This window comes from Actinacidiphila rubida (assembly GCF_900110255.1).
GTDB lineage: Bacteria > Actinomycetota > Actinomycetes > Streptomycetales > Streptomycetaceae > Actinacidiphila > Actinacidiphila rubida.
The window spans coordinates 276,348-301,627 of the sequence record NZ_FODD01000006.1; the positions used below are offsets into that span (position 1 = coordinate 276,348).

The following is a 25,280-nucleotide window of genomic DNA, read 5'->3' on the forward strand; positions in this document are numbered from 1 at the left end:
GGCCTCACCCCTTCCCGTCCGAGATCGTGATCTTGGCCGGCGGCATCGTCGGCAGGTCGAACTCCACCTCGGTGGTGGCCGCGGGCGGCGACGGGAACTGGGCGAAGAAGGGGCGGGTCTCCTTGGGCTGGATGCCGATCAGGCCCATGGTGCACAGGCACCGCCCGTCGGTGTCCCGCAGCACGTAGTACCGCTTCTTGCCGGCCTCGTCGACGAGGACCGCGCCGGCGACGGAGGGGCCGGAGCGGACCAGCGCGGTCTCCTGGCCGCGCCAGGCCACCGCGTCGAAGCTCGACGAGCCGTTGTTGGTGATCGAGCCCTGGACGGTGACGAAGCCGCCCTGGTCGCGCTCCGCCGAACTGATCGTCACCATCACGTCGCCCGCGCCCTTGAGCTGGGCCAGCACCTGGGTCGGCGTGTCCGAGGGCGACGGCGTGCCCGAGCCGGCGCTCTGCGTCCGCTGCCCGGTGGCGGACGCGGACGGCTTCGCGTCGTCCTTCGCACCCCCTCCGCCGCCGCCTCCGCACCCCGCGACCGCCAGCGCGACCCCGGCGGTGAACGCCAGGCCGGCCGCGGCCCTTCTCGTGCGTCCCATCCCCATGCCTCCCCGTTCCCTCGCCACTCGTACCGTTCTCACTGCCTGCTCACCGGCTCCCCGTCCTCACCGGCTCAGATGGACGGAGTAGAACGAGGACAGGTCGAGCACGAAGTCCGGCGCGGTGGGGTCCACCGCCAACGGCCCGTTGTCGCAGGTGAAGTTGACGGTCCTGCCACTCACGTCCCCGACACCGCACCGGGCCTGGACCACCGCGGTGGCCGTCGCCCGCGCATGGATGTCCTCCGTGCCCTTGACCACGCTCTTCCCCACCGAGCGGTCGCTGACGACCCCGACGGTGTAGCCGGGCGGGTCCTGCACCGCGGTGCAACCCCCTTGCACCGTGGCGTCGTTCCGCGCGGCGTAGTCGGCCGCCGCGCCGCACGGGTCACCGGGACCCGCGGGATGTGCCAGCAGGTCACGCAGCGCCGTGTCGTCCCCGGCCAGCAGCGCGGCCAGGAACGCGTCGTGCACGCCGTCGCGTTCCGCCCGGGCGGCCGCCAGGGCGGCGGAGTCCGCCGCGGTCTGCGCGCTCGCCCGCGCCACCGACGCCTGCCCCACCGCGAAGTAGGCGAACGCCAGGAAGAACAGCGCCGCCATCACGACGACGTAGATCCCGATCGTCTGCCCGCGGTCGTCCCGCACGGCCGCGATCAGCCCCCGGCGATGGCCTTGATCTTGTCCAGGATCGCGCTCAGGATCGTGTCGCCGATGCTCGTCGTCCCGGCGAGAACGCCGATGATCACCACGATCACCACGGCGATCCCGAGGTACTCGATCGACGTCTGTCCCGCGTCGCGGCGGCGCGTCGCCATCGCCACGTGGAGACGAAGTGCCCACCTTTTCATCACTGTTCGCCCCATCCCTGGTTCTCCTGAGGTCAGCATGACGGTTGATCACGATCTGTGGCACCCCCGTCACGGATTCACCTCCCCCACCGTGACGGGTCTCACCCGTCGAAGCGGAAGCGGTCGGCGGGGGCATCAGCCGCCCCCGAAGAGGTCGCCGAAGTGGATCTGGCTGCCGATCACCGTGCCGGCGATCAGCAGGATCATGGTCGCGGGCACCAGCAGGACGGTGACGACGACGGTCGCCCGGGGGACCATGCGGGCCGCGCGGCGGCGGGCGTTCTGGGCCTCGGTGCGGCGCATGTCCGCGGCGATCTGCAGCAGGGTGCGGGCGATCGGGGTGCCGAGTTCCTCGCCCTGCTGGAGGGCGGTGACGAACTGGCTCACCTGTTCGCTGCGGTTGCGCCGGCGCAGCTGGTCGAAGGCGTCGCGGCGGCTGACGCCGACGTCGAGCTGACGCAGCGCGATCCTGATCTCGTCCGACCAGGGGCCCTGGTACACGGAGTTGACGCGTTCCAGGGCCTGGCGGAAGCCGAGGCCCGCGCTGACCACGACGGCCAGCACGTCGAGGAAGTCCGGCAGGGTGCGCTCGATGTCGTCGCGGCGGCGCCGCACCGCCAGCCAGATGCCGAGGTCGGCCCACCACCAGGCGTAGCCGACCAGCAGCAGCGCCAGCAGCCACTGGGAGCGGGTGACCAGCAGCAGCGCGGCGAATCCGCCGAGCGCGCCGTAGACGGCGCGGCGCGCCGCGTAGCGCTCGACGGTCAGGCCGTAGGGGTGGCCGGCGTGCTCGATCCTGGCGCGCATCCTCGCCACCCGGGCCGGGCCCATCATCCGCAGCACCGCGGGCGACCAGCGCATGCCGAGCCGGTCGACGGCGTTGCCGGTGCGGGTGGTCCTGGTGCTGCCGACCTCCAGCGCGAGCCGCAGGTCGTCCGGCAGCTCGGCCTCGGAGCGCATCATGCCGACCGCCTGGACCACGCCGGCGACGCACAGCGCCACGGCCAGCGCGAGGCCGATCCCGACCACGGCCATCAGATCCGCCTTCCCCGCGTCGTCCCCGCGGCGGCTCTCCGCGCCGCCGCGGCCGTGACGGCCACCGCCGCCGTCCTCGTCATCGCCGTCGTCGCCATCGCCGTCGTCGCCGTCGTCATCCGCGGCGCCCTCACACGTCGATCCGGGACATGCGGCGGATCAGCGCGAAGCCGATGACGTACAGCACCAGCGAGATCAGCACGCAGACGCGGCCGACGTTCGAGCCGGTCATGGCGCTGAGCGAGCCGGGCATGATGCGGTCGATCAGCAGCAGCGAGCCCAGGCCGATCACCGGCACGGCGTAGGCGGTGACGGTGATCTGGGACATCTGGGTGCGGACCTCGCGGCGGGTCTCCTTGCGCTCCTCCAGGGTGACGGTGAGGTTGCGCAGCGACTCCACGACCGAGCCGCCGGCCCGGCTGGACAGCACGAGGGTGGACACCAGCACGATCAACTCGCGGCTGGGCAGGCGCTGCTGGAGTTCGGCGAGGGCGTCCTCGACGGAGTGGCCGAGGGCCATCGCGTCGGACACCTGCTTCAGTTCCTCGCCCGCGGGGGCGTCCAGTTCGTCGGCGGCCAGCGAGACGGCGGTGCGCAGCGCCAGACCGGCCTGGGTGGCGTTGGCCAGCACGCGGGCGAGGTCCGGGAGCTGGGCGATGAAGCGTTCGGTGCGGATCCGGCGCCGCCACTCCAGGAACGAGTAGCCGGCCCAGGCGGCCATCAGCGCGGCGAACGGCCCGAAGAACGGGGCGAGGACGAGCGCGGCGGCCAGCCAGGCACCGGCCACCAGGCCGGCCACCGCCGCGGTGAACTGCCCGGGGGTCATGGTCGTGCCGGTCGCGGCGAGCCGGCCGGCCAGCCGCCGGCCCCACGCGTACCCGCGCACCCTGCGGTCGAGTGCGGCGAACGACGGCTGGTGGCCGCCGCTCCCCTGCCCGTCGGCACCGGCCAGCCGCTCGACGAGCGCCGCCCGGTCCGCCCTGCCACCGCGCCAGGCGTGCAGCCCCCACACGCCGAGCACCAGCGCGACGGTGCTCAGCAGCACGACGAGCAGCGGGTACGGGCCGGAGGCGAACGCCGGCGCGGCCAGCGGCACGCCGGGGGTGTCTGGCGGGATCATGTGGCCTCCCGGCTGTCGAGTTCGAGTTCGGTGGCGCCGACGCCGAACGCGGCGGGCACGTGCTCACCCGCCAGGTAGAGGCGTTCGCCGATCTCCCGCGGCACCGGCCGGTGTTCGTACCAGCCGCGGACGATGCGGTCGACGCCGAGCGGTTCGGCGCGGAAGCGGGTGGCGGTGGTGAGCCGGAACACGTCCCGGCCGCGGGAGGAGAGCACCGCGATCTCGGCGATCCTGCGGGTGCCGTCGAGGTGCCGGTGGAGCTGGACGATCACGTCCACCGCGGAGTTGATCTGGTCGCGCAGCGCCTCGAAGGGGACCTTGACCTCGCTCATCGAGGCGAGGGTCTGGAGCCGGAGCACCGCGTCCTCCGCGGAGTTGGCGTGCACGGTGGCCAGCGACCCGTCGTGGCCGGTGGACATCGCCTGCAGCATGTCGAGGGTCTCGCCGCCGCGGACCTCGCCGACGATGATCCGGTCGGGTCGCATCCGCAGCGAGTTGCGGACCAGGTCGCGGATGGTGATCCGGCCCTCGCCCTCGACGTTCGGCGGGCGGGACTCCAGGCGGATCACGTGCTCCTGCTGGAGCTGGAGTTCGGCGGCGTCCTCGACGGTGATGATCCGCTCGCCGCCGGGGATCAGCCCGGACAGCGCGTTGAGCAGTGTGGTCTTGCCCGAGCCGGTGCCCCCGCTGACGATGATGTTGCACTTGGCGCGGACGAACGAGGACAGCAGCATGAGCATGTGCTCGTCGAGCGTGCCGAGTCCGATGAGCTCCTGCAGCGTGTAGGTGCGCGGGAAGCGGCGGATGGTCAGGGTGGGGCCGGTCAGGGACAGCGGCGGGATGATCACGTTGACGCGCTCGCCGGACGGCAGGCGGGCGTCGACCATCGGATTCGACTCGTCCACGCGGCGGTTGACGGTGGAGACGATGCGCTCGATGGTCTGCAGCAGTTGCTCGGCGGAGGAGAAGCGGGCCGCGACGGGCTCGACCCGGCCGCCGCGCTCGACGTAGATGCGGTCGGGCCCGTTGACCATGATCTCGGTGATCGACGGGTCCTCCAGGAGCGGTTCGAGGATGCCCAGGCCGAGTGCCTCGTCGACCACCCGGCGGATCAGGCCGGCGCGTTCGGTGGTGGAGAGCACCGGGCCCTCGCGGCTGATGATGTGGCCGAGGACGCGTTCCAGCCGGGCGCGGCGCTCGGCCGCGGCCAGCGCGGACATCTCGGCGAGGTCGATCTCCTGGAGGAGCTTGGCCCGGTAGACGCCCACGAGATGGCTCTCCTGGGTCTGCGGGGTCGCCTCCTCGGTGGTGAGGCGTGCGCGGAGACTCACGGCGTCGTGTCCTCCTTCGGCATCGTGGCGGACCGGTGGACCGGCCCGAAGATCGAGAGGCCCGGGATGACGGACGGCACATCGACGGTGGCGGTCGCCGTGACGGCGTTCGCGTCGGCGGCGCCGGGGAAGCTGATGCGCGGGTCGACCCAGCCGCTCACCGCGTTCCGCCCGGCCTGGGCGGGGTCGCCGTGCGGGGACGGCTCGGAGGCGGTCCGCGCGGCGGTGCGGGCCGCGGTGCCGGCCTGCTCGGCGCAGTAGGCGGCCAGGCCGAGCTGGATGCCGGCGAGCGCCACGAGCAGCAGGAACGGCAGCATGCCGAGGTACTCGAGCGAGGCCACGCCGCGGTCGCCGCGCGTCCGGGCGCGCGGGCGCCGGGTACGCGGGCGCCGGGTGCCCGAGGTCCCGGCGCGCGGGAGCCGGGCGCGGATCGCGCCCCGCCGCCGCGCCGCGGGCGTGGTCACGGCCGGTCCGATTCGTCGACGGTGCCGGCGTGGCCGTGGACGGGGAGGGGGAAGTCGATCGCGCCGGGGAACAGGACCGGGACGCGGATGGTGAAGTCGACCTCGACGGTGCCGTCGGCGCGGGTGACGCTGAAGTCCCGCAGGGAGCCGGCCCAGGCGGACGGGAGGTCGGAGGTCGCCGCGGCCCTCGCGTCGTTGCCGACGGCGGCGGCGCGGGCCGCCTTGTCCGCAGCATTGCCGGCGAGCGTGAAGGTGTACCCGGCCAGGACCGCCTGCCAGACCAGGATCAGGGTGACCAGGATGACCGGGGTCATGCCCAGCGTCTCCAGCGTGACCTGCCCGCGGTCCCCGCCGCGGCGCTGCCGGCGGCCGCGCGCGGGCAGCGCCGCGCCGGTGACCAGGCCGAGTTCGCCCGCCAGCGCCCAGATCCCGGTCCGCACGGTGGAGCGGGCGTCCAGGTCCTGCAGGCGCCCCGCGTCGATGACGGGCTGGAGTTCGCGGAACGCGGCGGGCACCACCGAGGTGGCGATGCGGGTGCCGGTGATGCGGCCGATGAGGGAGGGCTGGATCTCGCTGCCGCGGCTGTGCCGGTTGACCACGGTGGTGGTGTCCTGCGGCTTGCGGACCTGGAGGCGGTCCCACAGCCGCACCATGCGCTTGGCCGCGCGGACCGCGATGACGTCGGGGGTGGTGACGAGCACGGCCGTGTCCGCCGTCTCCACGGCGACCGCGTTGGCGCTGGTCACCTGCGTGCCGCAGTCGACGACGACGACCTCGTAGCGCTGCCGCAGCGCGGTCAGCACCAGGCGGGCGGCGCGGTCGGTGACCTCCTCGCCGCGCTCGCCGTCGGCTGGGGCGAGCAGCAGCGCGGGCCCGGACTCGTGGACGTACATCGCGTCGTTGAGCACCCGCGAGGAGACGTCGCCGATGTCGGCGAGGTCGGCGACCGAGCGGCGGAACTGCACGTCGAGGTAGGAGGCGATGTCGCCGCCCTGCAGGTCGAGGTCGACCAGGGCGGTGGAGCGGCCCGACGCGTGGGCGGCGAGCGCCAGGTGGACGGCGGTGACGGTGGTGCCGACGCCGCCCTTGGCCCCGGCGACCGCGACCAGGGTGCCGCCGGCGACCGCGGGCAGCGCCGGGCGGCCCGGGCTCAGGTGGCGCCGCACGCCCGTCGCCCACGTCGCGGCGTCCTCCACGCGGGCGCCCAGCTCGTCGTAGGAGAGGGGCAGTCCGATGACGCCGCGCGCGCCGGAGTTCATCGCGGAGGAGAGCAGGGCGGGGCCCGCGTCGGCGGTCATCAGCACGACGCCGGTCGCGGGGAAGCGCAGCGCGATGTCCCGGACGAGTTCCAGGGCCGGCATCGGGCCGATCACGTCGTGGACGACGACGACTTCGGGCAGGTCCTCCGGGCCGGCCTCGGCGGCCCGGGCGAGCGCGTCGAGCAGCGCGGTGGAGTCGGCGAGCGGGGTCGCGGGCTCGGCGCCGGGCAGCTGCCCGAGCAGTCCGGTCAGGGCGCGGGCGGCGTCCGGGTCGCCGGTCGCGGCCAGGATGCGGACGGTCACCGCGTCACCCCCGAGTCGCCGGCCAGGGTGTAGCTGCGGGCGCTCGACGGGGGCGCGGAGGTGTCGCCGGGCGCGACCAGGGCGAGCCGTACGTGCCGGGCGAACGACTCGGCGTAGGCGACGCGCTGGGCGTCCTCCGCGCCGAGCGCGAAGGTGATGGGGACGCCCTGGTCGGACAGCCGCTGCGTGGCGTCGGTCTTGTCGAACGCCTTGATCTCGCCGACGTCGATGACCTGGGCGCCGGCCACGATGATCTTCGAGACGTCGGGGTCGGTGTCCTTGCGCCCGGCGAAGGTGGCGAAGATGTTGACCCGCGCGCCGGGGGTGATCTTCCCGGCCACGCCGGTCTCGGCGTCGATCATGATGGCGATCTCCATCTGCCCCGGCTGGAGTTCGGGCCGGGAGGCCACCATGTCGGACTGCAGCAGCGAGCCCTTGGTCAGCGGTATGGCGGCGATCTTGCCCTGGAAATCGCCGGGGTTGCGTATCGCGGAGCCGGGCAGCCAGCGCTTGGGCATGGTGACCCGGTGCACCTGCGAGGAGGTGAGCGGGGTGTACGCCGGGACGTCCTTGGTGAGTTCGTACGCGGTGACCTTCTGGCCCACCTGCGACCGCGCGTCGCCGACGACGGCGACGACCCCGGCGAGGGCGGCGCCGGCACACAGCACGGAGACCACCAGGAGGACGACGCCTCGGCGCTGACGTGAGTTCATGTGCGGTCGCACCTATCGCTTGTGGGGTTCGAGTTGGGGGCGGCGGGGCGGCTCCACGGCGGCGGTCCGGCCTTTCGCGGGCGCGGTCGCGGGCGCGGGCACCGCGGGCCGGGCCGGACCGGCGGCGGCCGCGTGCCGGCCCGGGGCGGAGCGCGTGCCGAGCCGGGTGTCGCAGAACAGGCACTGGTCGCCGATGACTTCGAGCCCGCACCAGGGGCAGGTGTCGCGCCGCACCGAGGTGACGAGCTGGTAGAGCATGCCGATGTCGGCGATGTAGGCGGTGAACTCGACGAGTTTGGCGGTGCCCCACCAGCGGGCGGAGTCGCCGGGCAGCGGGATCTCGCGCAGGTGCTGGGTGCGCCAGGCGGCGGCGAGCGGGCCGGTGACCCAGCCGGGGTCCACGCCCCGGCCGGCGACGGCCAGTTGCGTCTGGTAGCCGGGGCCCGGCGGCACGGATCCCGGGTCGGCCGTGGCGAGGTAGGGCTCGGGATGGGCGAGGACCGCGAAGTGCCTGCCGGGCACGAGGGACCTGACGTGGTCGCCGACACCGACGGGCACGCGGTCGAGCTTGGCGACGGAGCCGAGCAGCGCCCCGGCGTGCAGGTAGTGGGTCAGCAGGCGGGCGGCGCCGGCCAGCACGCCGGGCCCGAGGTCGGTGCCGGACAGCTGGCGCAGCTGCTCGCCGAGCAGGGTGCGGGCCAGCGGCGGCAGGGCCAGCGGCACGATGGCGATCCGGTCGGCCTCCAGCGCGGATCGGACGGTGTGCAGCCGGCGGCGGGCCGGGTCGGCGGGTTCCGCGGGCGCGAGCGCGACGATGTGGCCGTGCGTGTCCAGCGCGGCGGACGTGCGCACCACCTGTTCCTCCAGCGGCAGCGCGAGGTCGTCCGCGGTGGCGATGATGACGCTCGGCATTGCGAACCTCCCCGTCTGCGCCCGGCGAACGCACTCCACCTGGTCATACGCGGTCGTCAGCTTATCGATGAGTAGCGGTTCGGGTGCGGAAAGTGTCGGATCGGAATCGGTGAACGACAGGTGGCCGCAGGAGGTCTTGACAACCTCATTGGTCTGGACCAGCTTTCTCCCTTGACGCGTCGTTGACGTGCTCACGCTCCCCCCAGCACCCGCACTCCCACCACCCCCCAACTCCTTGCCCCCAGGAGGCAGTCGTGGAACGTGCATCGCACGCGAATCACACGAGTCACGTCCGGCGGAGATCGACGGTCCTGCAGCGCGCCCTCGCGGGACTGAGCGCCGCCGCCGTCATCGGCACCGGCATCGCCCTGGTCAACTCCGGCGAGGCCGGGGCCGCGACGACCAACCTGGTCGCCAACTCCGGTTTCGAGAGCGGCCTGTCCGGCTGGAACTGCACCGCGGGCTCCGGTGCCGCGGTCAGCAGCCCGGTGCACTCCGGCAGTTCCGCGCTGAAGGCCACCCCGTCCAGCAGCGACGACGCGCAGTGCAGCCAGACAATCAGCGTCCAGCCCAACTCGCAGTACACCCTGAGCGCGTACGTCCAGGGCAGCTACGTCTACCTGGGCGCCACCGGAACCGGCGGCACCGACCCGTCCACCTGGACGCCCAGCGCCACCTCCTACAGCCAGCTCAGCGTCAGCTTCACGACCGGCGCGAGCACGACCTCGGTGACGGTCTACGTGCACGGCTGGTACGCGCAGCCCGCGTACTACGCGGACGACGTGTCGCTGACCGGTCCGGGCGGCAGCGGCACCACGCCGCCCACCACTCCCCCGACCACCCCGCCGACGACGCCTCCGACCACTCCCCCGACGACTCCTCCCACCTCGCCGCCGCCCAACACCGGCCTGCCCAAGCACGTGGTCACCGGGTACTGGCAGAACTTCAACAACGGCGCGACCGTGCAGACCATCGCGCAGGTGCAGAGCCAGTACGACATCATCGCGGTGGCCTTCGCGGACGCCACGACGACGTCCGGCGCGGTCTCCTTCACCCTGGACCCGTCGCTGAACTACAGCGTGGCGCAGTTCAAGGCGGACATCGCGGCCAAGCAGGCGGCCGGCAAGAAGGTGATCATCTCCGTCGGCGGCCAGAACGGCACCATCTCGGTACGGGACTCCGCGTCGGCCACCAACTTCGCCAACAGCGTCTACTCGCTGATGCAGACCTACGGGTTCAACGGCGTGGACATCGACCTGGAGAACGGCATCGACTCCACGTACATGCCGCAGGCGCTGCGCGCGCTGAGCGCCAAGGCGGGCTCGGGGCTGATCATCACGATGGCGCCGCAGACCATCGACATGCTCTCCGCGGGCAGCGACTACCTGGCCACCGCCCTGAAGGTCAAGGACATCCTGACGATCGTCAACACGCAGTACTACAACAGCGGTTCGATGAACGGCTGTGACGGCGGCGTGTACAGCCAGGGTTCGGTGGACTTCATCACCACGCTGGCCTGCACCGCGATCCAGGCCGGCCTGTCGCCCTCGCAGGTCGGCATCGGCACCCCGGCGTCCACCAGCGCGGCGGGCTCCGGGTACGTCAGCCCGACCGTGGTGAACAACGCGCTGGACTGCCTCGCCAAGAACACCGGCTGCGGCAGCTGGCACCCCAGCACCACCTGGCCGGGCATCGGCGGCGCGATGACCTGGTCGACCAACTGGGACGCCTCGGCCGGCAACACCTGGTCCAACGGCGTCGGCCCGCACGTCCACGCGATGTCGTGACGTCCGGGACACCGCTTCACCCGATCGGCCGCTGAGCCGGTCGCGCACACGGCCGGGCCCGGGAGACGACGACCGTCTCCCGGGCCCGGAACCATGCCGGGGGCCGCGCGCGCCCCGCGGGCCTCAGCCCAGCACGGCCAGCGCGTCGATCTCCACCAGTATGCCGGCGGGCAGCCCCACGTACACCGTGGTGCGGGCGGCCGGCGCCTCCTTCAGACCCTCGAAGAACGCGTTCCACAGCTCGTTGAACTCGGCGAAGTGCGCGGTGTCGGTGAGGTAGACGCGGATCATCAGCACGTCCTCCCAGGACGCGCCGCCGGCCTCCAGCACGGCCTGCACGTTCGCGAACGTCGTCCGCGTCTGCTCGGCCAGCGACGGGCCGGAGAGCTTGCGCTCGCCGGAACCGTCCGCGGGCAGGAAGCCGACCTGCCCGGCCACCTGCAGGATGTTGCCCTTCCGCACGCCGTGCGAGAACCTCGCCGGCGGCGCGGACGCGCCGGCCGGGGTGATCGCCGTCTTGGGCAGGTGCGGCAGCTGGGCGGGGTTGTGCTCGGGCAGCTCGCTCATTCGGGTGCTTCCTCGAAGGGGTCGGTGTCGGCGGGGGGTGGAACGGGGGCAAGGGGCGGAGCGGCAGGGGCGGGGACGGCGCCGGACAGCTCGGCGCTGACAGCCTCGGCGGTGCGGAGGACCAGCGGTCGCAGTTTCAGCAGGTCGCCCGCGCTGACGACGACGTTGGGGGCCGAGACGGACATCGCCGCGCACACCCGGCCGTCGGGACCGTGCAGCGGCACGCCGAGGCAGTTGATGGACTCCTCGTGGCCGCCGAGGTCGGCGGCCCAGCCCTGCTCGCGTACCCGGGCCAGCTCGGCGAGAAACGCCGCGGCGTCCGGGGTCGACCGGGCGGTGTAGCGCGGGTACTCCAGCCGCTCGGCGACGGCCCGCCGTTCGGGCTCCGGCAAGTCGGCCAGCAGCAGCTTGGCGACCGCCGCGACGGTGATCGCCACCGGGCGCCCGATGCGGGAGTACATGCGGACCGGGTAGGTGCTCTCCACCTTGTCGATGTAGACCACCTCGCCCTGCTCGTACACCGCCAGATGGACGGTGTGGCCGGTGCGCGCGTTCAGCTCGGCCAGGTGCGGGTGGGCGATCTCCCGGACGTCCAGCGCCTCCACGGCCTGCTGGGCCAGCGCGAACAGCCGCGCGCCGAGCCGGTAGCGCTGGTCCTGCTGGCGGTAGACCAGGCCGTGCGCGTGCAGGGTGCGCAGCAGCCGCAGCGCGGTGGACTTGTGCACGCCCAGGCGGCCGGCGACCTGTTCCAGGCCCGCCGGGCCCTCGGCCAGCAGCGGCAGGATGCTCAGCGCGCGGTCCACGGTCTGGCTCACGTGCGCACCTCCCGTTCCGGCCGGTCCGGCCGCCCGCCATGCCCGTCGTGCCCATCACGCGCGCCGTGCCCGTCGTACCCGTCGCGCCTGTCGTCCTCCAGCGGCCCGCCGTTCCCGGCGTCCGCCGCCGGGCCGGTCCAGCCGGGGCCCAGCCGCAGTCTCCCCCACGCCGCGTCGTCGAGCGCGGCAAGCGCGTCGGCGTGTGCCCGGGCCGGGGGAACGGCCAGGTCGCCCGGGACGGTCAGGGCGGCGGCGGCCAGCAGGTGGCCGTGGCGCAGCCGCCGGGCCGGCGGCAGGCCGCGCAGCGTCGCGGACAGGAATCCGGCCGCGAACGCGTCGCCGGCTCCGACGTGGGCGACGACGTCGACCGCGGGCGCGGGCACGTGCAGCCGCCCGGTGCCGTGGTAGAGGACGGCGCCGGCCGCGCCCTGCTTGACCACCAGCAGCTCGGGCTCGGGGAGTTCGGCGCGCACCGCGTCGGCGTCCGGCAGTCCCCAGGCGGCCCGGGCCTCGTCCTCGCCGACGAACACCAGGTCGCAGCCCCGGGCCAGGTCCGTCAGCAGGCGCGGGTCCGCGTCCCGCCACAGCGCGGGCCGGTGGTTGACGTCGAAGGAGACCAGCGGGCGGCCCGGCTCGCGGTGGGTCAGCCGGCGCATCAGCGCGCGGCAGGTCGCGGACAGCGCCGCGGTGATGCCGGTCAGGTGCAGCACCCGGCCAGACCACAGCTCCTCCCGGCGCACCAGCGCGGGTGACAGCGCGGAGGCGGCGGAGCCCCTGCGGTAGTAGACGACCTCGGCGCGGCCCGCGCCGGTGGCGTCGCGGTCGCCCGCCGTGCGGAAGTAGACGCCGGTGGGCCGGTGCGGATCCCGCCGCACGGCGCTGACGTCGACGCCCGAGGCGGCGACCTCGCCCACCAGGTGGTCGCCGAAGCCGTCGCTGCCGACGCGGCTGATCCAGCGGGTGCGGTGCCCGGCGCGGGCCAGCGTGCACGCCACGTTGGACTCGGCGCCGCCGATCGCCCGGCGGAAGGCGGGCACGTCGGCGAGCGGTCCCGGCACCGACGGTACGAAGGTCACCATGGACTCGCCGAGGCAGACGACGTCGTGGACCGGGGTCTCGTTCGGCGTCACGCTCGCCCTCGCTCTCCTGGTATCCCCGCGTCCCGGGCCGCCGTTGACCCGGCGCAGGCTCGGATGTTAGACAGCCGTGAACAGCATACGCAATGACCGTTGCACATGCTGCAACAGATGACAGCGCAGGACGGCGCGCTGCGGCGCACGACTGCGCAGCACAGCGCGGAACACTGAGAGCGCACCGAGCTAGGCCGCACGGCCGGGAGGCACGATGGACATCCACGAGCGGGTCGCCGAGCTGGACCAGGAGCGGGTGGGGCACCGCTTCAAGGGCATGCCCTGGGACGCGGCCGGCCTCACCGTCGGGGAACTCGCGGCCCAGAAGCGGGACCTGTTCGACGGCGGGTTCAGCACCCCCGTGCTGGTGCTCGCCGAGGAGGCCCTCGACCACAACATGGATCTGCTGGAGCGGTACGCGGACACCCACGGCCTGTCCTTCGCGCCGCACGGCAAGACCTCGATGGCCCCGCAGCTGTTCGCCCGCCAACTCGCCCGCGGCGCCTGGGGCATCACCGTGGCCGTCCCCCACCAGGTGCGGGTCTGCCGGGAGTTCGGGGTGCGGCGGATCTTCCTCGCCAACGAGCTGGTGGACGCGGCCGCGCTGCGGTGGATCGGCGGACAGCTCGACGCCGACCCGTCGTTCGAGCTGACCACCTACGTCGACTCGGTGCGCGGCGTGGAGCTGATGGACCGGGCGCTGCGTGCGGCCGGCACCCGGCGGCCGCTGGACGTGGTCGTCGAACTCGGCGGCGGCCAGGGCGCGCGCACCGGCGTGCGCACCGAGCAGGAGGCCGCCGAGGTCGCCGCGGCCGTCGCCGCCGCGGGCACGCTGCGGCTGGTCGGCGTCGCCGGCTACGAGGGCGAGGTGCCGAACGGGTCGCCGGAGACCGTCCGCGCGTGGCTGCGCCGGCTGGTCGCGCTCGCCGCGGACCTCGACGCGGCGGGGCGGTTCGCCGACGCGGACGAGATCGTGGTGAGCGCGGGCGGCTCGGCCTGGTTCGACGCCGTCGCGGACGTCTTCGCGCAGGTCCCGGAGATGAGCCGGCCGGTGCGCAGGCTGCTGCGGTCCGGGGCCTACGTGACGCACGACGACGACCACTACCGCTCGGTCACGCCGTTCAACCGCATCCCCCAGGAGGGCGCGCTGGAGCCCGCGTTCCGCCTGTGGACGCAGGTGGTGTCGCGGCCCGCGCCCGGCCAGGCGTTCCTCAACGCGGGCAAGCGCGACGCGCCCTACGACCTGGGCATGCCGCAGGTCGCGGCGATCCGCTCGGCCCGCACGGGCGAGGTCCGCGCGCCCGGGGACGGCGTCCGGATCGCCCGCCTGTCCGACCAGCACGCGTGGGTGACGCTGCCGGAGGACGAGGCGCTGGAGGTCGGCGACTGGGTGGCCCTGTCGGTCTCGCACCCGTGCACGACGTTCGACAAGTGGCAGCTCATCCCCGCGACGCGCGGCTCCGCCGTCACCACCTACGTCCGCACGTTCTTCTGACCGACTCCGCCGGCCGGCCCCCGCGGCCCCCGACGGCGGACGCGGGGGGCACGGCAGGCACGGCGGGCGCAACGGCCGCCGTACGCTGGCGTCCGTCGCGGGCCGGCGGGACGGCAAGGGCGGGGGCTCGGCGGGACGGCTCGGCGAAAGGGCTCGGCGGAAGGCCCGGCGGAGGGCCCGGCACGCACGGGCGGAGAGAGGGAGCGCGATGGATCTGGTGGTGCGCGGGGCGACCGTCGTCGACGGCACCGGGCGCCCGGGGTACACGGCCGACGTCGCCGTGGACCAGGGGCGCGTCGTGGAGATCCGGCGCCCCGGCGGCCCCCGGCCGACCGCCCGCACCACCGTGCACGCCGAGGGCCTGGTGCTCAGCCCGGGCTTCGTCGACATGCACGCGCACAGCGACCTCGCGCTGCTCACCGACCCCGCGCACGAGGCCAAGGCGGCCCAGGGCGTGACGCTGGAGGTGCTGGGCCAGGACGGACTGTCGTACGCGCCGGCCGACGACGAGGTGCTCGCCGCGCTGCGCACCCAGCTCGCCGGCTGGAACGGCGACGGCCACGGCGTCGACTTCGGGTGGCGCAGCGTCGGCGGGTACCTGGACCGGCTGGACGCCGGCATCGCCGTCAACGCCGCCTACCTCGTCCCGCAGGGCACGGTGCGGGCCCTGGCGATGGGCTGGGAGGACCGCCCGCCCACGCCCGGCGAGCTGGCGCGGATGCGGCACCTGGTCGCGGGGGGCATGGAGCAGGGCGCGATCGGGATGTCGTCGGGGCTGACGTACACGCCCGGGATGTACGCCTCGGACGCCGAACTCGCCGAGCTGTGCCGGGTGGTGGCGGCGCACGGCGGCTACTACTGCCCGCACCACCGCAGTTACGGCAACGGCGCGCTGGAGGCGTACCGGGAGATGCTCGCGCTGGCCGCCTCCACCGGCTGCGCCCTGCACCTGGCCCACGCCACGATGAACTTCCCGGTGAACCGCGGCCGCGCCCCCGACCTGCTCGCGCTGCTGGACGCGGCGGTCGCGGCCGGCACCGACGTCACGATGGACACCTATCCGTACACCGCCGGGTGCACCACGCTCGCCGCGCTGCTGCCGAGCTGGGCCGCGGCCGGCGGCCCGGAGGCGACGCTGGAGCGGCTGCGGGACGACGCGACCGCCGAGCGGATCCGGCACGCGCTGGAGGCGGAGGGCTCCGACGGCAGCCACGGCGTGCCCATGGACTGGCCGACGCTCGAGGTCTCCGGGGTGTCCGATCCGTCGCTGGGCGGCCGGGTCGGCACCCGGCTGGACGGCTGGCCGGCCGCCCGCGCCCTGCTGCTGGCCGACCGGCTGGGCACCACGATCCTGCAGCACGTGGGTGACGAGGCGAACGTCCGCGCGATCATGCGGCACCCCACCCACACGGGTGGTTCCGACGGCATCCTGCACGGCGCCAAACCGCACCCGCGGGCCTACGGCACCTTCCCGCACTACCTCGGCCACTACGTGCGGGAGCTGGGCGTCCTGACCCTGGAGGAGTGCGTGGCGCACCTGACCGGCCGGCCCGCCGCCCGGCTGGGGCTGCCCGACCGGGGACTGGTCCGCGAGGGACACCGCGCCGACCTGGTGCTCTTCGATCCGGAGACGGTCGCGGCGGGCGCCACCTACGACCGGCCGCGGGTGCTGCCGGTGGGCATCCCGCACGTCCTGATCGACGGCCGCTTCGTGATGCGCGACGGACGCCGGACCGACGTGCTGGCCGGCCGCTCGGTGCGCGGGGCCGCGGCACGGGTGCCCGCGTGGTGAAAAACACCGAGCGGGTCCTGTGACGTGCCCGTAAGGTGACCGGCATGCAGGTGATCCAGTCCACGAAGCTCGCCAACGTCTGCTACGACATCCGCGGACCGGTGCTGGAGGAGGCCATGCGGCTCCAGGCCGCGGGTCACAGCATCCTGGAGCTCAACACGGGCAACCCGGCGCCCTTCGGCTTCGAGTGCCCGCCGGAGATCCTGGAGGACATGCTGCGGTCGCTGGGCAGCGCCCACGGCTACGTGAACTCCAAGGGCATCCTCCCGGCCCGCCGCGCGGTCATGCAGCACTACCAGACCAAGGGCATCGAGCTGGACGTCGAGGACGTCTACCTCGGCAACGGCGTCTCCGAGCTGATCCAGATGTCGATGCAGGCGCTGCTGGACGACGGCGACGAGGTGCTGGTCCCGGCGCCGGACTACCCGCTGTGGACGGCCGCGGTCTCGCTGTCCGGCGGCACCGCGGTGCACTACCGCTGCGACGAGGGCGCGGACTGGTACCCCGACCTCGCCGACATCGAGCGCAGGATCACCGACCGCACCAAGGCGATCGTCATCATCAACCCGAACAACCCGACGGGCGCGGTCTACGACGACGAGCTGCTGCGCGGCTTCGCCGAGATCGCCCGCCGGCACCGGCTGATCGTCTGCGCCGACGAGATCTACGACAAGATCCTCTACGACGACGCCACGCACACCCCGTTCGCCGCGATCGCCCCCGACCTGCTGACCCTCACCTTCAACGGCCTGTCGAAGGCCTACCGGGTGGCCGGGTTCCGCAGCGGCTGGCTCGCGGTGTGCGGCCCGAAGGACCACGCGACCAGCTACATCGAGGGCCTGACGATCCTGGCGAACATGCGGCTGTGCGCGAACGTGCCGGCCCAGCACGCCATCGCCACCGCGCTCGGCGGCCGGCAGTCGATCAAGGACCTGGTACTGCCGGGTGGCAGGCTCACCGAGCAGCGCGACGCCGCGTACGAGGCGCTGACCGCGATCCCCGGCGTCACCTGCGTCAAGCCCAAGGGCGCGCTGTACGCGTTCCCCCGGCTCGACCCGAAGGTCCACAAGATCAAGGACGACCAGCAGATGGTGCTGGACCTGCTGCGGGCCGAGCGGATCCTGATCGTCCAGGGCACCGGTTTCAACTGGCCCGAGCCGGACCACTTCCGCCTGGTCACCCTGCCGGCCAAGGAGGACCTGACCGACGCGGTGACCCGCATCGGCCGCTTCCTCACGGGCTACAGCCAGCCGTAGCCCCGGCAGCGGCGGGGCACGAGCACGACGGTGAGGGGCGCGGGGTCTGCCTGGGAGGACAGACCCCGCGCCCCTCGTCACATGCCGCTCACCGCGGGGTGAGCGTCAGCCCAGGCGCGCGACCAGCGCCTCGTACTCGTCCCACAGTTCCTTCGGGGTGTGGGTGCCGAAGGTCTCCAGGTGGGACGGGATGAGCGCCGCCTCCTCGCGCCAGACCTCGGGGTCGACGGTCAGGAGCAGGTCGAGGTCGTCCTTCGAGATGTCCAGTCCCTCGACGTCGAGGGCGCCCTCGGCCGGCAGCACGCCGATGGGGGTGCGCACGCCCTCGGCCCTGCCGTTGAGCCGGTCCACGATCCACTTCAGCACGCGGCTGTTCTCGCCGAAGCCCGGCCACACGAAGCGGCCGCCCGCGTCCTTGCGGAACCAGTTGACGTAGTAGATCTTCGGCAGCTTGGCCGGGTCGTGGGTCTTGCCCAGGTTCACCCAGTGGCCGAAGTAGTCGCCCATGTTGTAGCCGCAGAACGGCAGCATCGCGAACGGGTCGCGGCGCAGCTCGCCCACCTTGCCCTCGGCGGCGGCGGTCTTCTCGCTGGCGACGTTGGCGCCGAGGAAGACGCCGTGCTGCCAGTCGAAGGACTCGGTGACCAGCGGCACCGCGCTGGCCCGGCGGCCGCCGAACAGGATCGCGGAGATCGGCACGCCCCGGGGGTCCTCCCACTCCGGCGCGATGATCGGGCACTGGGAGGCGGGGACGGTGAAGCGGGCGTTGGGGTGGGCCGCCGGGGTGCCGCTGTCAGGCGTCCAGTCGTTGCCCTTCCAGTCCGTCAGGTGGGCCGGGGGCTCCTCGGTCATGCCCTCCCACCACACGTCGCCCTCGTCGGTGAGGGCCACGTTGGTGAAGACCGAGTTGGCGTACATGGTCTTCATGGCGTTGGCGTTGGTGTGCTCGCCGGTGCCGGGCGCGACGCCGAAGAAGCCGGCCTCGGGGTTGATCGCGTAGAGCCGGCCGTCCTCGCCGAACCGCATCCAGGCGATGTCGTCGCCGATGGTCTCCACGGTCCAGCCGGAGATCGTCGGCTCCAGCATGGCGAGGTTGGTCTTGCCGCAGGCCGAGGGGAACGCGGCGGCGATGTACTTCACGGCCTCGGCACCGCCGCGCGGCGGGGTGAGCTTGAGGATCAGCATGTGCTCGGCGAGCCAGCCCTCGTCGCGGGCCATGACCGAGGCGATGCGCAGCGCGTAGCACTTCTTGCCGAGCAGCGCGTTGCCGCCGTAGCCGGAGCCGTAGGACCAGATCTCGCGGCTCTCCGGGAAGTGCGAGATGTACTTCGTCCCGTTGCACGGCCACGGCACGTCGGCTTCGCCGTCGGCGAGCGGCGCGCCCACGGAGTGCACGGCCTTGACGAAGAAGCCGTCGTCGCCGAGCTCCTCCAGCACCGGCTGTCCCATGCGGGTCATGGTGCGCATCGAGACCGCGACGTAGGCGGAGTCGGTGATCTCCACGCCGAGCGCGGAGAGCGGGGAGCCGAGCGGGCCCATGCAGAACGGGACGACGTACATCGTCCGGCCGCGCATCGAGCCGCGGAACAGGCCGCCGTCACCCTCCCGGCCCACGAAGACCTCGCGCATTTCCGCGGGGTCCTTCCAGTGGTTCGTCGGGCCGGCGTCCTGCTCGCGCTCGGAGCAGATGAACGTCCGGTCCTCCACGCGCGCCACGTCCGTGGGGTCGGAGGCGGCGTAGTACGAGTTGGGGCGCAGGGTGGGGTCGAGCCGGGTGAAGGTGCCCTTGTCCACGAGTTCCCCGGCCAGCCGGTGGTACTCCTCCTCCGAGCCGTCACACCACACGATCTCGTCGGGCTGGGTCAGTTCGGCGATCTCGCCGACCCAGGTGATCAGTTCCTGATGGTTGGTGGGAGCCGTAAAGCCGCGCGCCACGATCGCTCCGTCCCGCCGGGTCCGCACAGACCGGCGTCACATGTTGAGGGTTGGTTTCGCCCCTTGGGGGCTGCGGCCCGGACGCGTTCGTGGAGTGCTCATCCGGTGCCGACCGCACTCATATGAGTGTGAGCCCCGCCAAATGATTCTGTCCAGGGGGCCGAAGGTGACCATCGCCACGTACCCGAGCGGAGTCCTACTTATGGGTAACTTACGGTGGCGTAGGTACGATTGACGTCATGACCGACGTGAAGGAGACGGACGCGGCTCCGGCCGCGGGCGAGCCGGCCGAACTGCCCAAGTCCGTGAAGCCCAAGCTCAGAGGCTGGTTGCACGCCGGGATGTTCCCGGCGGTCCTGGTGTCGGGCGTCGCCCTCACCGCATTCGCGCAGAGCACCAGGGGACGCATCGCCTGTGCCGTTTTCACGGTCACGGCGTGCGCACTCTTCGGAGTCAGCGCGCTCTACCATCGTGGGAACTGGGGGCCACGCGGCGCAGGAATTTTGCGCCGACTTGACCATGCGAACATCTTCCTGATCATCGCCGGCACCTACACACCACTCACCATCCTGCTGCTCCCCGGCGCCACGTCGGAGCTGCTGCTGTGGCTGGTGTGGGCGGGCGCGCTGGCCGGGATCGCGTTCCGGGTCTTCTGGGTCGGCGCCCCACGCTGGCTCTACACGCCCTGCTACATCGCGCTCGGCTGGGTGGCGATCTTCTTCCTGCCGGACTTCCTGCGCACCGGCGGCGTCGCCGTCATGGTCTGCGTGGTCGTCGGCGGGGTCCTGTACAGCATGGGCGCGGCCATCTACGGCTTCAAAAGGCCGAACCCCTCACCGCGCTGGTTCGGCTTCCACGAGGTGTTCCACTCCTTCACGCTCGCGGCGTTCATCGTCCACTACGTCGGCATCTCGCTGGTGGCTTACACGCACCCATAGCAGGGCCCGGCCGTCGCGCCGGGCCGCCCGCTCCCCTCGGTCACAGCCCCGTCCCCTCCGGGAGACGGGGCTTTCCCCTGCTCGGGGCCGGCCGGGACGGCCGGGGCCGTGAGGGCCGTGAGGGCCGCCCGGGACCGCCCGGGCCGGGCGACCGGCCGCCGTCCGGCCTTCCCGTCGCCGCGGGACGGCTCAGGCGCGGGACGGCTCAGCTGCGGCGCGGGCCCGTCCACACCTGCGAGCGCAGCTGCGAACGCAGGGTGCGCGGCTCCGAGGTCGGGGCGTCGCACACGAAGTGGCGGCAGACGTAGGCCGCGGCCCGCCCGGCGCGGGTCGTGCGGTCGCGCAGCAGCGGGAACTCGTCGGAGCCCTCCTCGCCGATGGCGACGACCGCGCCGGGCGCCGCGCCCAGCAGCGCGGTGCGGTGCAGCTCGGAGGTGAGCGGGTCGCCGGTGGCGCCGACGATGGCGACCTCGCGCGGCCCGTCCAGCAGCGCCTCGGCGACGGCCAGGCCCCAGCCGACGAACCGCGGGGCGCGCGGTGCCAGCGCCCCCACCACGCCCAGCGCGCGCTCGGCGGCGCCGCGGTGCGCCTGCGAGCCGGTGTGCGCGGCGTAGGAGAGCAGCGCGCCGGAGGCGGCGTTCCAGCCCGACGGCGTCGCGTTGTCCGTCGGGTCCTGCGGGCGGCGGATCAGTGTCTCCGCGTCGTCCGCGGTGTCGTAGAGCGTGCCGTCGTCGGCGGTGAAGTGGTGCACCACGGAGTCGAGCAGCAGCCCGGCGAAGTCCAGCCAGACGCCCTCGCCGGTGACCCCGGCCAGGGCGACGAAGCCCTCGGCGACGTCCCCGTAGTCCTCCAGCACGCCCGGGTGGGGTCCGGCGGAACCGTCGCGCGAGGTGCGGAACAGCCGGCCGTGGCCGTCCATGTGCACCCGCACCAGCAGGTCCGCGGCGTCCACCGCGGCCTGCACCAGGTCGGGGCGGTCGAAGTACGCCCCGGTCTCGGCGAGGGCCGCGATGGCCAGGCCGTTCCAGGCGGCGACGATCTTGTCGTCGCGCCCCGGACGCGGCCGGCGGGCCCGCGCGGCGAGCAGCCGCTCGCGCACCGACGCCACCCGGTCGGCGTCCACCACGCCGTTGCCCTGCGGGAGCTGCAGCACGGACGCACCCTCCTCGAAGGTGCCGTCCTCGGTGACGCCGAAGTAGCCGGCCGCGAACTCCCCGTCCTCGGGACCGAGTTCCTCGGCCAGCTGGGCGGGCGTCCACACGTAGTACGCGCCTTCGGTGTGCCGGCCGGTGCCGTCGTCGCTGTCGGCGTCCAGCGCGGAGGCGAACCCGCCCTCGGGCGTGCCGAGTTCGCCGATCACGAAGTCGGCGGTCTCCAGGGCGACGCGGCGCGCCAGGTCGGAGCCGGTGGCCCGCCACAGGTGCGCGTACACGCGCATCAGCAGCGCGTTGTCGTAGAGCATCTTCTCGAAGTGCGGGACCACCCAGTCGCGGTCGACGCTGTACCGGGAGAAGCCGCCGGCCAGCTGGTCGTAGATGCCGCCGCGGGCCATCGCCTCGCAGGTGTCGCGGGCCATCTGCAGCGCGCCCTCGGCGCCCGTGCGGGAGTGGTGCCGCAGCAGGAACTCCAGCACCATCGACGGCGGGAACTTCGGCGCGCCGCCGAACCCGCCGCGCCGCGCGTCGTACTCGCGGGTCAGGCCCAGCAGCGCGCTGCCCAGCTCGCTCTCGCCGACCGGCACCGACACCCCGTACGCGCCGCCCCGTTCGGCCAGCTCCCCGACGATCCGGGAGGCGACCTCGCCGACCTCCTCGCGCCGGTCCCGCCAGGCCGCGACCACGCCTTCCAGCACCTGTGTGAACGACGGCATGCCCTGCCGGGCGGTGGGCGGGAAGTAGGTGCCGAAGTAGAACGGTTCGGCGTCCGGCGTCAGGAACACCGTCATCGGCCAGCCGCCCTGCCCGGTCGCGGCCTGCACCGCCTCCATGTACACCGCGTCGACGTCCGGCCGCTCCTCGCGGTCGACCTTCACCGCCACGAAGTGCTCGTTGAGGTACGCCGCCGTCGCCTCGTCCTCGAACGACTCGTGCGCCATCACGTGGCACCAGTGGCAGCTGCTGTAGCCCACACTCAGGAGCACCGGCACCCCGCGTTTGCGGGCCTCGGCGAACGCCTCCTCCCCCCACGGCCACCAGTCGACCGGGTTGTCCGCATGCTGGAGGAGATAGGGCGAGGTCGCGTCACCGAGTCGGTTCACCCCGTCACTTTCTCACGCTCCCGCCACCTCCCGTGACCGCCGGTATCCCGATGTCGACCGGGCCTCGACCGTATGGTGGGACTCCGCCGGTCGACCGAGCACAGGAGGTACCTCGTGAGTGCCGGGCCGGTCGCCCCCGCGTGGATGCACGAGCACGTCACCGCCGAGCAGTACGACTCCTGGTCCGAGGAGCAGTGCGCCGGCATCGAGATCGTGGACGGGATGGTCGTCGTGAGTCCGAGCGCGTCGAAACGGCGCAACCGGCTGGCGCGGATCCTGGCCAACGCACTGGACTCGGCGGCGGGCCGGGAGTGGAACGCCGACACCGACTTCGACGTCCGTCTGCAGGACGTGCCGCTCTCCAACCGCCGCCCGGATGTGGTGGTCCACCGGGCGGACGCCATCGACGTGACGCCCACTCGGCCCGAACACGTCCTGCTGGTGGTCGAGGCGGCGGCGCCGTTCCCCGTCGAGGTCGATCTCGGCGCCGTCTGATCCCGTTCGCGGATCCGGAAGAAATCCTGTGCCGCGTGTCGAATCGCGTCGGGTCCGTTCGACGCGTAGGTGAAGGCGGGGAAGAACCGCCGGGAACGACGGACACGGACACGTGGAAGAGGACAGTGCGATGCGCTTCATGATGCTGCTGGAGCTCGACCCCTCGAAGGCGCCCTCCCAGGGGCCCAGCGAGGAGCTGATGGACGAGATGGGGAAGCTCATCGAGGAGATGACCAAGGCGGGGGTGCTGCTCGACACGGGCGGCCTGAAGCCGGTCGGGGAGGGCACGTACATCCGCCAGTCCGGCGGGAAGCAGACGGTGGTGGACGGGCCGTTCACCGAGGCCAAGGAGGTCATCGGCGGCTACTGCATCGTCCAGGCGAAGTCGCAGGAGGAGGCCGTGGAGTGGGCCTCGCGGTTCCTGGCGATCCACGGGCCGGAGTGGGAGATCGCCTCCTCGATCCGGCAGATCGAGGAACCGGAACCGGAGCAGTAGCCGTTTCGGGCGGAGGCGCGGGTTCGCGGTGCTTTGCGCCGGCGGCCCGCGCCTGCTGTCATGGGTTGGCGTGAACGCAGATGCGACGGGGGACGAGCGGGCCCGCAGGGCGGTCGACGCGGTGTGGCGGATCGAGTCGCCGCGGGTGGTGGCCGGGCTGACCCGGATCGTGCACGACCTGGGCGTGGCCGAGGAGCTCGCCCAGGACGCGCTGGTCGCCGCCCTGGAGCAGTGGCCCGCGCAGGGCGTGCCGCGCAATCCCGGCGCGTGGCTGATGACGACCGCCAAGCGCCGCGCGGTGGACCAGATCCGCCGCAACGAGACGTACGCGCGCAAGCTGCGGCTGCTCGGCCACGACCTGGAGCTCGGCCAGGGGCCGGCGGCGTTCGACGAGCCGGACGACCCCGAGGTGATCGAGGACGACCTGTTGCGGCTGGTGTTCGTGGCCTGCCACCCGGTGCTGTCGCGGGAGGCCCGCGTCGCCCTGACGCTGCGCCTGCTCGGGGGCCTGACCACCGACGAGATCGCGCGCGCCTTCCTGGTGCCGGAGTCCACCGTCGCGCAGCGCATCGTGCGGGCCAAGCGCACCCTGGCCCGCGAGAAGGTGCCGTTCGAGGTGCCGTACGGACCCGACCGCGCGGACCGGCTCGCCTCGGTGCTCGAGGTCGTCTACCTGATCTTCAACGAGGGCTACGCGGCGACCGCGGGCGACGACTGGATGCGGCCGGGGCTGTGCGAGGACGCGTTGCGGCTGGCGCGGGTACTGTCCGGGCTGATGCCGGACGAGCCGGAGGTGCACGGTCTGACGTCGCTGCTGGAGATCCAGGCGTCCCGGTCGGCGGCCCGCACCCGCGGCCCGGTGCCGGTGCTGCTGCTGGACCAGGACCGCGGCCACTGGGACCAGCTGCTGATCCGCCGCGGGTTCGCCGCGCTCGCCCGCGCCGAGGCGGCGGCCCGGGCGCGCGGCATGCCGCCGGGCCCGTACGCGTTGCAGGCCGCGATCGCCGCGACCCATGCGCGGGCCCTGGACCCGGGCCGGACCGACTGGGCCGCGATCGCCGCGCTGTACGAGCAGCTCGCGGTCCGCGCGCCGTCCCCCGTCGTGGAGTTGAACCGCGCGGTCGCCATCGGCATGGTGAAGGGCCCGGCGGCCGGGCTCGCACTGGTGGACGCGCTCGCCGCGAGCCCCGCGGGCGCCGCGCTGGAGGGCTACCACCTGCTCCCGAGCGTCCGCGGCGACCTGCTGACCCGCCTCGGCCGGACGGCCGAGGCGCAGGCCGAGTTCACTCGCGCCGCGGCCCTGACCCGCAACAACGCGGAGCGCGCGCTGCTGCTGTCCCGCGCTTCCGGCGCCTCTGGCGCCTCTGGCGCTTCTGGCGCCTGAAGCGCCCCTCCCCCAACGGTTCGCCGCGGCTCCACCTGCTGCGCGCTGCCCTCTGCCGGTCTCGCCGTGGCTTGTCGCGTTGGGGGCACCTCCCGGCCGAAGGCTGGGGGACCTCGCGCCCCTGCGGGGCTCGTCCAGCCCCTTGCTCGCCGTCGCCGTCCCACGGTTCGCCGTGGCTTGTCGCGCAGTTCCCCGCGCCCCTGGCGGTGCAGGTTCGTGGGTGGGGTCAGGGGCCACTCCGGGAGTGTCTCCTCGAGCTTTGCATGGCGACTCTTCCCGGGACTTACCCGGGGCCTTGCAAAGCTCTGCGGGGACACACCCGGATCGTCCCCCTCCGGCCCGTCCCCGTCTGC

22 protein-coding genes and 1 pseudogene are annotated in these 25,280 nt (G+C 73.3%); 8 read left to right on the forward strand and 15 right to left on the reverse strand.

Annotated features, from left to right (window positions below; genetic code table 11):
* Nucleotides 1-4: 4 nt before the first annotated feature.
* From BMW99_RS08570 to BMW99_RS08615, 10 genes are all read right to left on the reverse strand, one after another.
* The gene (locus BMW99_RS08570) at nt 5-595 is read right to left on the reverse strand and encodes a hypothetical protein (RefSeq protein ID WP_322899694.1); all 591 of its coding nucleotides are present in this window, start codon (nt 593-595) and stop codon (nt 5-7) included.
* Between the two features lie 66 nt (nt 596-661).
* Nucleotides 662-1,240 (reverse strand): pilus assembly protein TadG-related protein, encoded by a 579-nt coding sequence (locus BMW99_RS08575; protein WP_079138543.1) that lies wholly within the window; start codon nt 1,238-1,240, stop codon nt 662-664.
* An 8-nt stretch (nt 1,241-1,248) separates the two neighbouring features.
* Entirely contained in the window at nt 1,249-1,416 is a 168-nt protein-coding gene (locus BMW99_RS41240; protein ID WP_245791304.1) for a hypothetical protein, read from the reverse strand.
* Between the two features lie 162 nt (nt 1,417-1,578).
* Nucleotides 1,579-2,478, reverse strand: a complete 900-nt coding sequence (locus tag BMW99_RS08585) for a DUF5936 domain-containing protein (protein WP_069464349.1) — start codon at nt 2,476-2,478, stop codon at nt 1,579-1,581.
* A gap of 130 nt (nt 2,479-2,608) precedes the next feature.
* Nucleotides 2,609-3,598 (reverse strand): type II secretion system F family protein, encoded by a 990-nt coding sequence (locus tag BMW99_RS08590; protein WP_079138544.1) that lies wholly within the window; start codon nt 3,596-3,598, stop codon nt 2,609-2,611.
* Nucleotides 3,595-4,929 carry a CpaF family protein gene (locus BMW99_RS08595; protein ID WP_069464350.1) on the reverse strand — a complete coding sequence of 445 codons (1,335 nt, stop codon included), beginning with the start codon at nt 4,927-4,929 and terminating at the stop codon, nt 3,595-3,597. Before BMW99_RS08595 ends, BMW99_RS08590 begins: the two co-directional genes overlap by 4 nt.
* The gene (locus tag BMW99_RS08600; protein ID WP_245791290.1) at nt 4,926-5,270 is read right to left on the reverse strand and encodes a TadE/TadG family type IV pilus assembly protein; all 345 of its coding nucleotides are present in this window, start codon (nt 5,268-5,270) and stop codon (nt 4,926-4,928) included. Before BMW99_RS08600 ends, BMW99_RS08595 begins: the two co-directional genes overlap by 4 nt.
* A 119-nt stretch (nt 5,271-5,389) precedes the next feature.
* Entirely contained in the window at nt 5,390-6,955 is a 1,566-nt protein-coding gene (locus tag BMW99_RS08605; RefSeq protein ID WP_075016535.1) for an AAA family ATPase, read from the reverse strand.
* On the reverse strand, nt 6,952-7,668 hold the full coding sequence (gene cpaB, locus BMW99_RS08610) for a Flp pilus assembly protein CpaB (protein WP_069463044.1): 717 nt from the start codon (nt 7,666-7,668) through the stop codon (nt 6,952-6,954). Before cpaB ends, BMW99_RS08605 begins: the two co-directional genes overlap by 4 nt.
* Nucleotides 7,669-7,680: 12 nt before the next feature.
* A complete protein-coding gene (locus BMW99_RS08615) occupies nt 7,681-8,580 on the reverse strand; it encodes a hypothetical protein (protein WP_245791292.1) in 900 nt (299 codons plus the stop codon).
* Between the two features lie 254 nt (nt 8,581-8,834).
* Here BMW99_RS08615 and BMW99_RS08620 point away from each other — a divergent pair, with 254 nt between their 5' ends.
* Nucleotides 8,835-10,367: a chitinase gene (locus BMW99_RS08620; protein ID WP_075016536.1), complete on the forward strand. Its 1,533-nt coding sequence runs from the start codon at nt 8,835-8,837 to the stop codon at nt 10,365-10,367.
* A gap of 123 nt (nt 10,368-10,490) precedes the next feature.
* On the opposite strand, the gene BMW99_RS08625 is transcribed toward BMW99_RS08620, so the two are convergent.
* Genes BMW99_RS08625 through BMW99_RS08635 form a run of 3 tightly spaced genes read right to left on the reverse strand, consistent with a single transcriptional unit; the run spans nt 10,491 to nt 12,828 of the window.
* Nucleotides 10,491-10,934 (reverse strand): RidA family protein, encoded by a 444-nt coding sequence (locus BMW99_RS08625; protein ID WP_075016537.1) that lies wholly within the window; start codon nt 10,932-10,934, stop codon nt 10,491-10,493.
* Nucleotides 10,931-11,749: an IclR family transcriptional regulator gene (locus BMW99_RS08630; RefSeq protein WP_075016538.1), complete on the reverse strand. Its 819-nt coding sequence runs from the start codon at nt 11,747-11,749 to the stop codon at nt 10,931-10,933. Before BMW99_RS08630 ends, BMW99_RS08625 begins: the two co-directional genes overlap by 4 nt.
* Nucleotides 11,746-12,828, reverse strand: a complete 1,083-nt coding sequence (locus BMW99_RS08635) for a sugar kinase (protein ID WP_079138904.1) — start codon at nt 12,826-12,828, stop codon at nt 11,746-11,748. The genes BMW99_RS08630 and BMW99_RS08635 overlap by 4 nt, the downstream gene beginning before the upstream one ends.
* A 265-nt stretch (nt 12,829-13,093) precedes the next feature.
* On the opposite strand from BMW99_RS08635, the gene BMW99_RS08640 reads away from it, so the two are divergent.
* From BMW99_RS08640 to BMW99_RS08650, 3 genes are all read left to right on the forward strand, one after another.
* A complete protein-coding gene (locus tag BMW99_RS08640) occupies nt 13,094-14,374 on the forward strand; it encodes an alanine racemase (RefSeq protein ID WP_075016539.1) in 1,281 nt (426 codons plus the stop codon).
* Between the two features lie 208 nt (nt 14,375-14,582).
* Entirely contained in the window at nt 14,583-16,166 is a 1,584-nt protein-coding gene (locus BMW99_RS08645) for an N-acyl-D-amino-acid deacylase family protein (protein WP_075016540.1), read from the forward strand.
* A 44-nt stretch (nt 16,167-16,210) separates the two neighbouring features.
* The gene (locus BMW99_RS08650) at nt 16,211-17,422 is read left to right on the forward strand and encodes a pyridoxal phosphate-dependent aminotransferase (protein WP_069467166.1); all 1,212 of its coding nucleotides are present in this window, start codon (nt 16,211-16,213) and stop codon (nt 17,420-17,422) included.
* Between the two features lie 105 nt (nt 17,423-17,527).
* On the opposite strand, the gene BMW99_RS08655 is transcribed toward BMW99_RS08650, so the two are convergent.
* Nucleotides 17,528-19,357, reverse strand: coding sequence for a phosphoenolpyruvate carboxykinase (GTP) (locus tag BMW99_RS08655; protein WP_069467167.1), 1,830 nt, complete (start codon nt 19,355-19,357; stop codon nt 17,528-17,530).
* A 239-nt stretch (nt 19,358-19,596) separates the two neighbouring features.
* Between BMW99_RS08655 and trhA the strand changes: the two genes are divergently transcribed.
* Nucleotides 19,597-20,295, forward strand: a complete 699-nt coding sequence (gene trhA / locus BMW99_RS08660; RefSeq protein WP_069467168.1) for a PAQR family membrane homeostasis protein TrhA — start codon at nt 19,597-19,599, stop codon at nt 20,293-20,295.
* 205 nt (nt 20,296-20,500) lie between these two features.
* On the opposite strand, the gene BMW99_RS08665 is transcribed toward trhA, so the two are convergent.
* On the reverse strand, nt 20,501-22,552 hold the full coding sequence (locus BMW99_RS08665; RefSeq protein ID WP_075016541.1) for a thioredoxin domain-containing protein: 2,052 nt from the start codon (nt 22,550-22,552) through the stop codon (nt 20,501-20,503).
* A 114-nt stretch (nt 22,553-22,666) separates the two neighbouring features.
* On the opposite strand from BMW99_RS08665, the pseudogene BMW99_RS08670 reads away from it, so the two are divergent.
* From BMW99_RS08670 to BMW99_RS08680, 3 genes and pseudogenes are all read left to right on the forward strand, one after another.
* Nucleotides 22,667-23,014 (forward strand): annotated as a pseudogene (locus BMW99_RS08670) (Uma2 family endonuclease); the annotation flags it as partial.
* A gap of 163 nt (nt 23,015-23,177) precedes the next feature.
* Nucleotides 23,178-23,543, forward strand: a complete 366-nt coding sequence (locus BMW99_RS08675) for a YciI family protein (protein WP_069466767.1) — start codon at nt 23,178-23,180, stop codon at nt 23,541-23,543.
* 70 nt (nt 23,544-23,613) lie between these two features.
* On the forward strand, nt 23,614-24,927 hold the full coding sequence (locus tag BMW99_RS08680) for an RNA polymerase sigma factor (RefSeq protein ID WP_069466766.1): 1,314 nt from the start codon (nt 23,614-23,616) through the stop codon (nt 24,925-24,927).
* The last annotated feature ends 353 nt before the right edge of the window (nt 24,928-25,280 follow it).

Excerpts from the sequence above, each read along its gene's own strand:
- BMW99_RS08570 (WP_322899694.1), bottom strand. The coding sequence starts at position 595 with ATGGGACGCACGAGAAGGGCCGCGGCCGGCCTGGCGTTCACCGCCGGG.
- BMW99_RS08585 (WP_069464349.1), bottom strand. The coding sequence starts at position 2,478 with ATGGCCGTGGTCGGGATCGGCCTCGCGCTGGCCGTGGCGCTGTGCGTC.
- BMW99_RS08590 (WP_079138544.1), bottom strand. The coding sequence starts at position 3,598 with ATGATCCCGCCAGACACCCCCGGCGTGCCGCTGGCCGCGCCGGCGTTC.
- cpaB (WP_069463044.1), bottom strand. The coding sequence starts at position 7,668 with ATGAACTCACGTCAGCGCCGAGGCGTCGTCCTCCTGGTGGTCTCCGTG.
- BMW99_RS08615 (WP_245791292.1), bottom strand. The coding sequence starts at position 8,580 with ATGCCGAGCGTCATCATCGCCACCGCGGACGACCTCGCGCTGCCGCTG.
- BMW99_RS08625 (WP_075016537.1), bottom strand. The coding sequence starts at position 10,934 with ATGAGCGAGCTGCCCGAGCACAACCCCGCCCAGCTGCCGCACCTGCCC.
- BMW99_RS08635 (WP_079138904.1), bottom strand. The coding sequence starts at position 12,828 with ATGGTGACCTTCGTACCGTCGGTGCCGGGACCGCTCGCCGACGTGCCC.
- BMW99_RS08640 (WP_075016539.1), top strand. The coding sequence starts at position 13,094 with ATGGACATCCACGAGCGGGTCGCCGAGCTGGACCAGGAGCGGGTGGGG.
- BMW99_RS08645 (WP_075016540.1), top strand. The coding sequence starts at position 14,583 with ATGGATCTGGTGGTGCGCGGGGCGACCGTCGTCGACGGCACCGGGCGC.
- BMW99_RS08650 (WP_069467166.1), top strand. The coding sequence starts at position 16,211 with ATGCAGGTGATCCAGTCCACGAAGCTCGCCAACGTCTGCTACGACATC.
- trhA (WP_069467168.1), top strand. The coding sequence starts at position 19,597 with ATGACCGACGTGAAGGAGACGGACGCGGCTCCGGCCGCGGGCGAGCCG.
- BMW99_RS08675 (WP_069466767.1), top strand. The coding sequence starts at position 23,178 with ATGCGCTTCATGATGCTGCTGGAGCTCGACCCCTCGAAGGCGCCCTCC.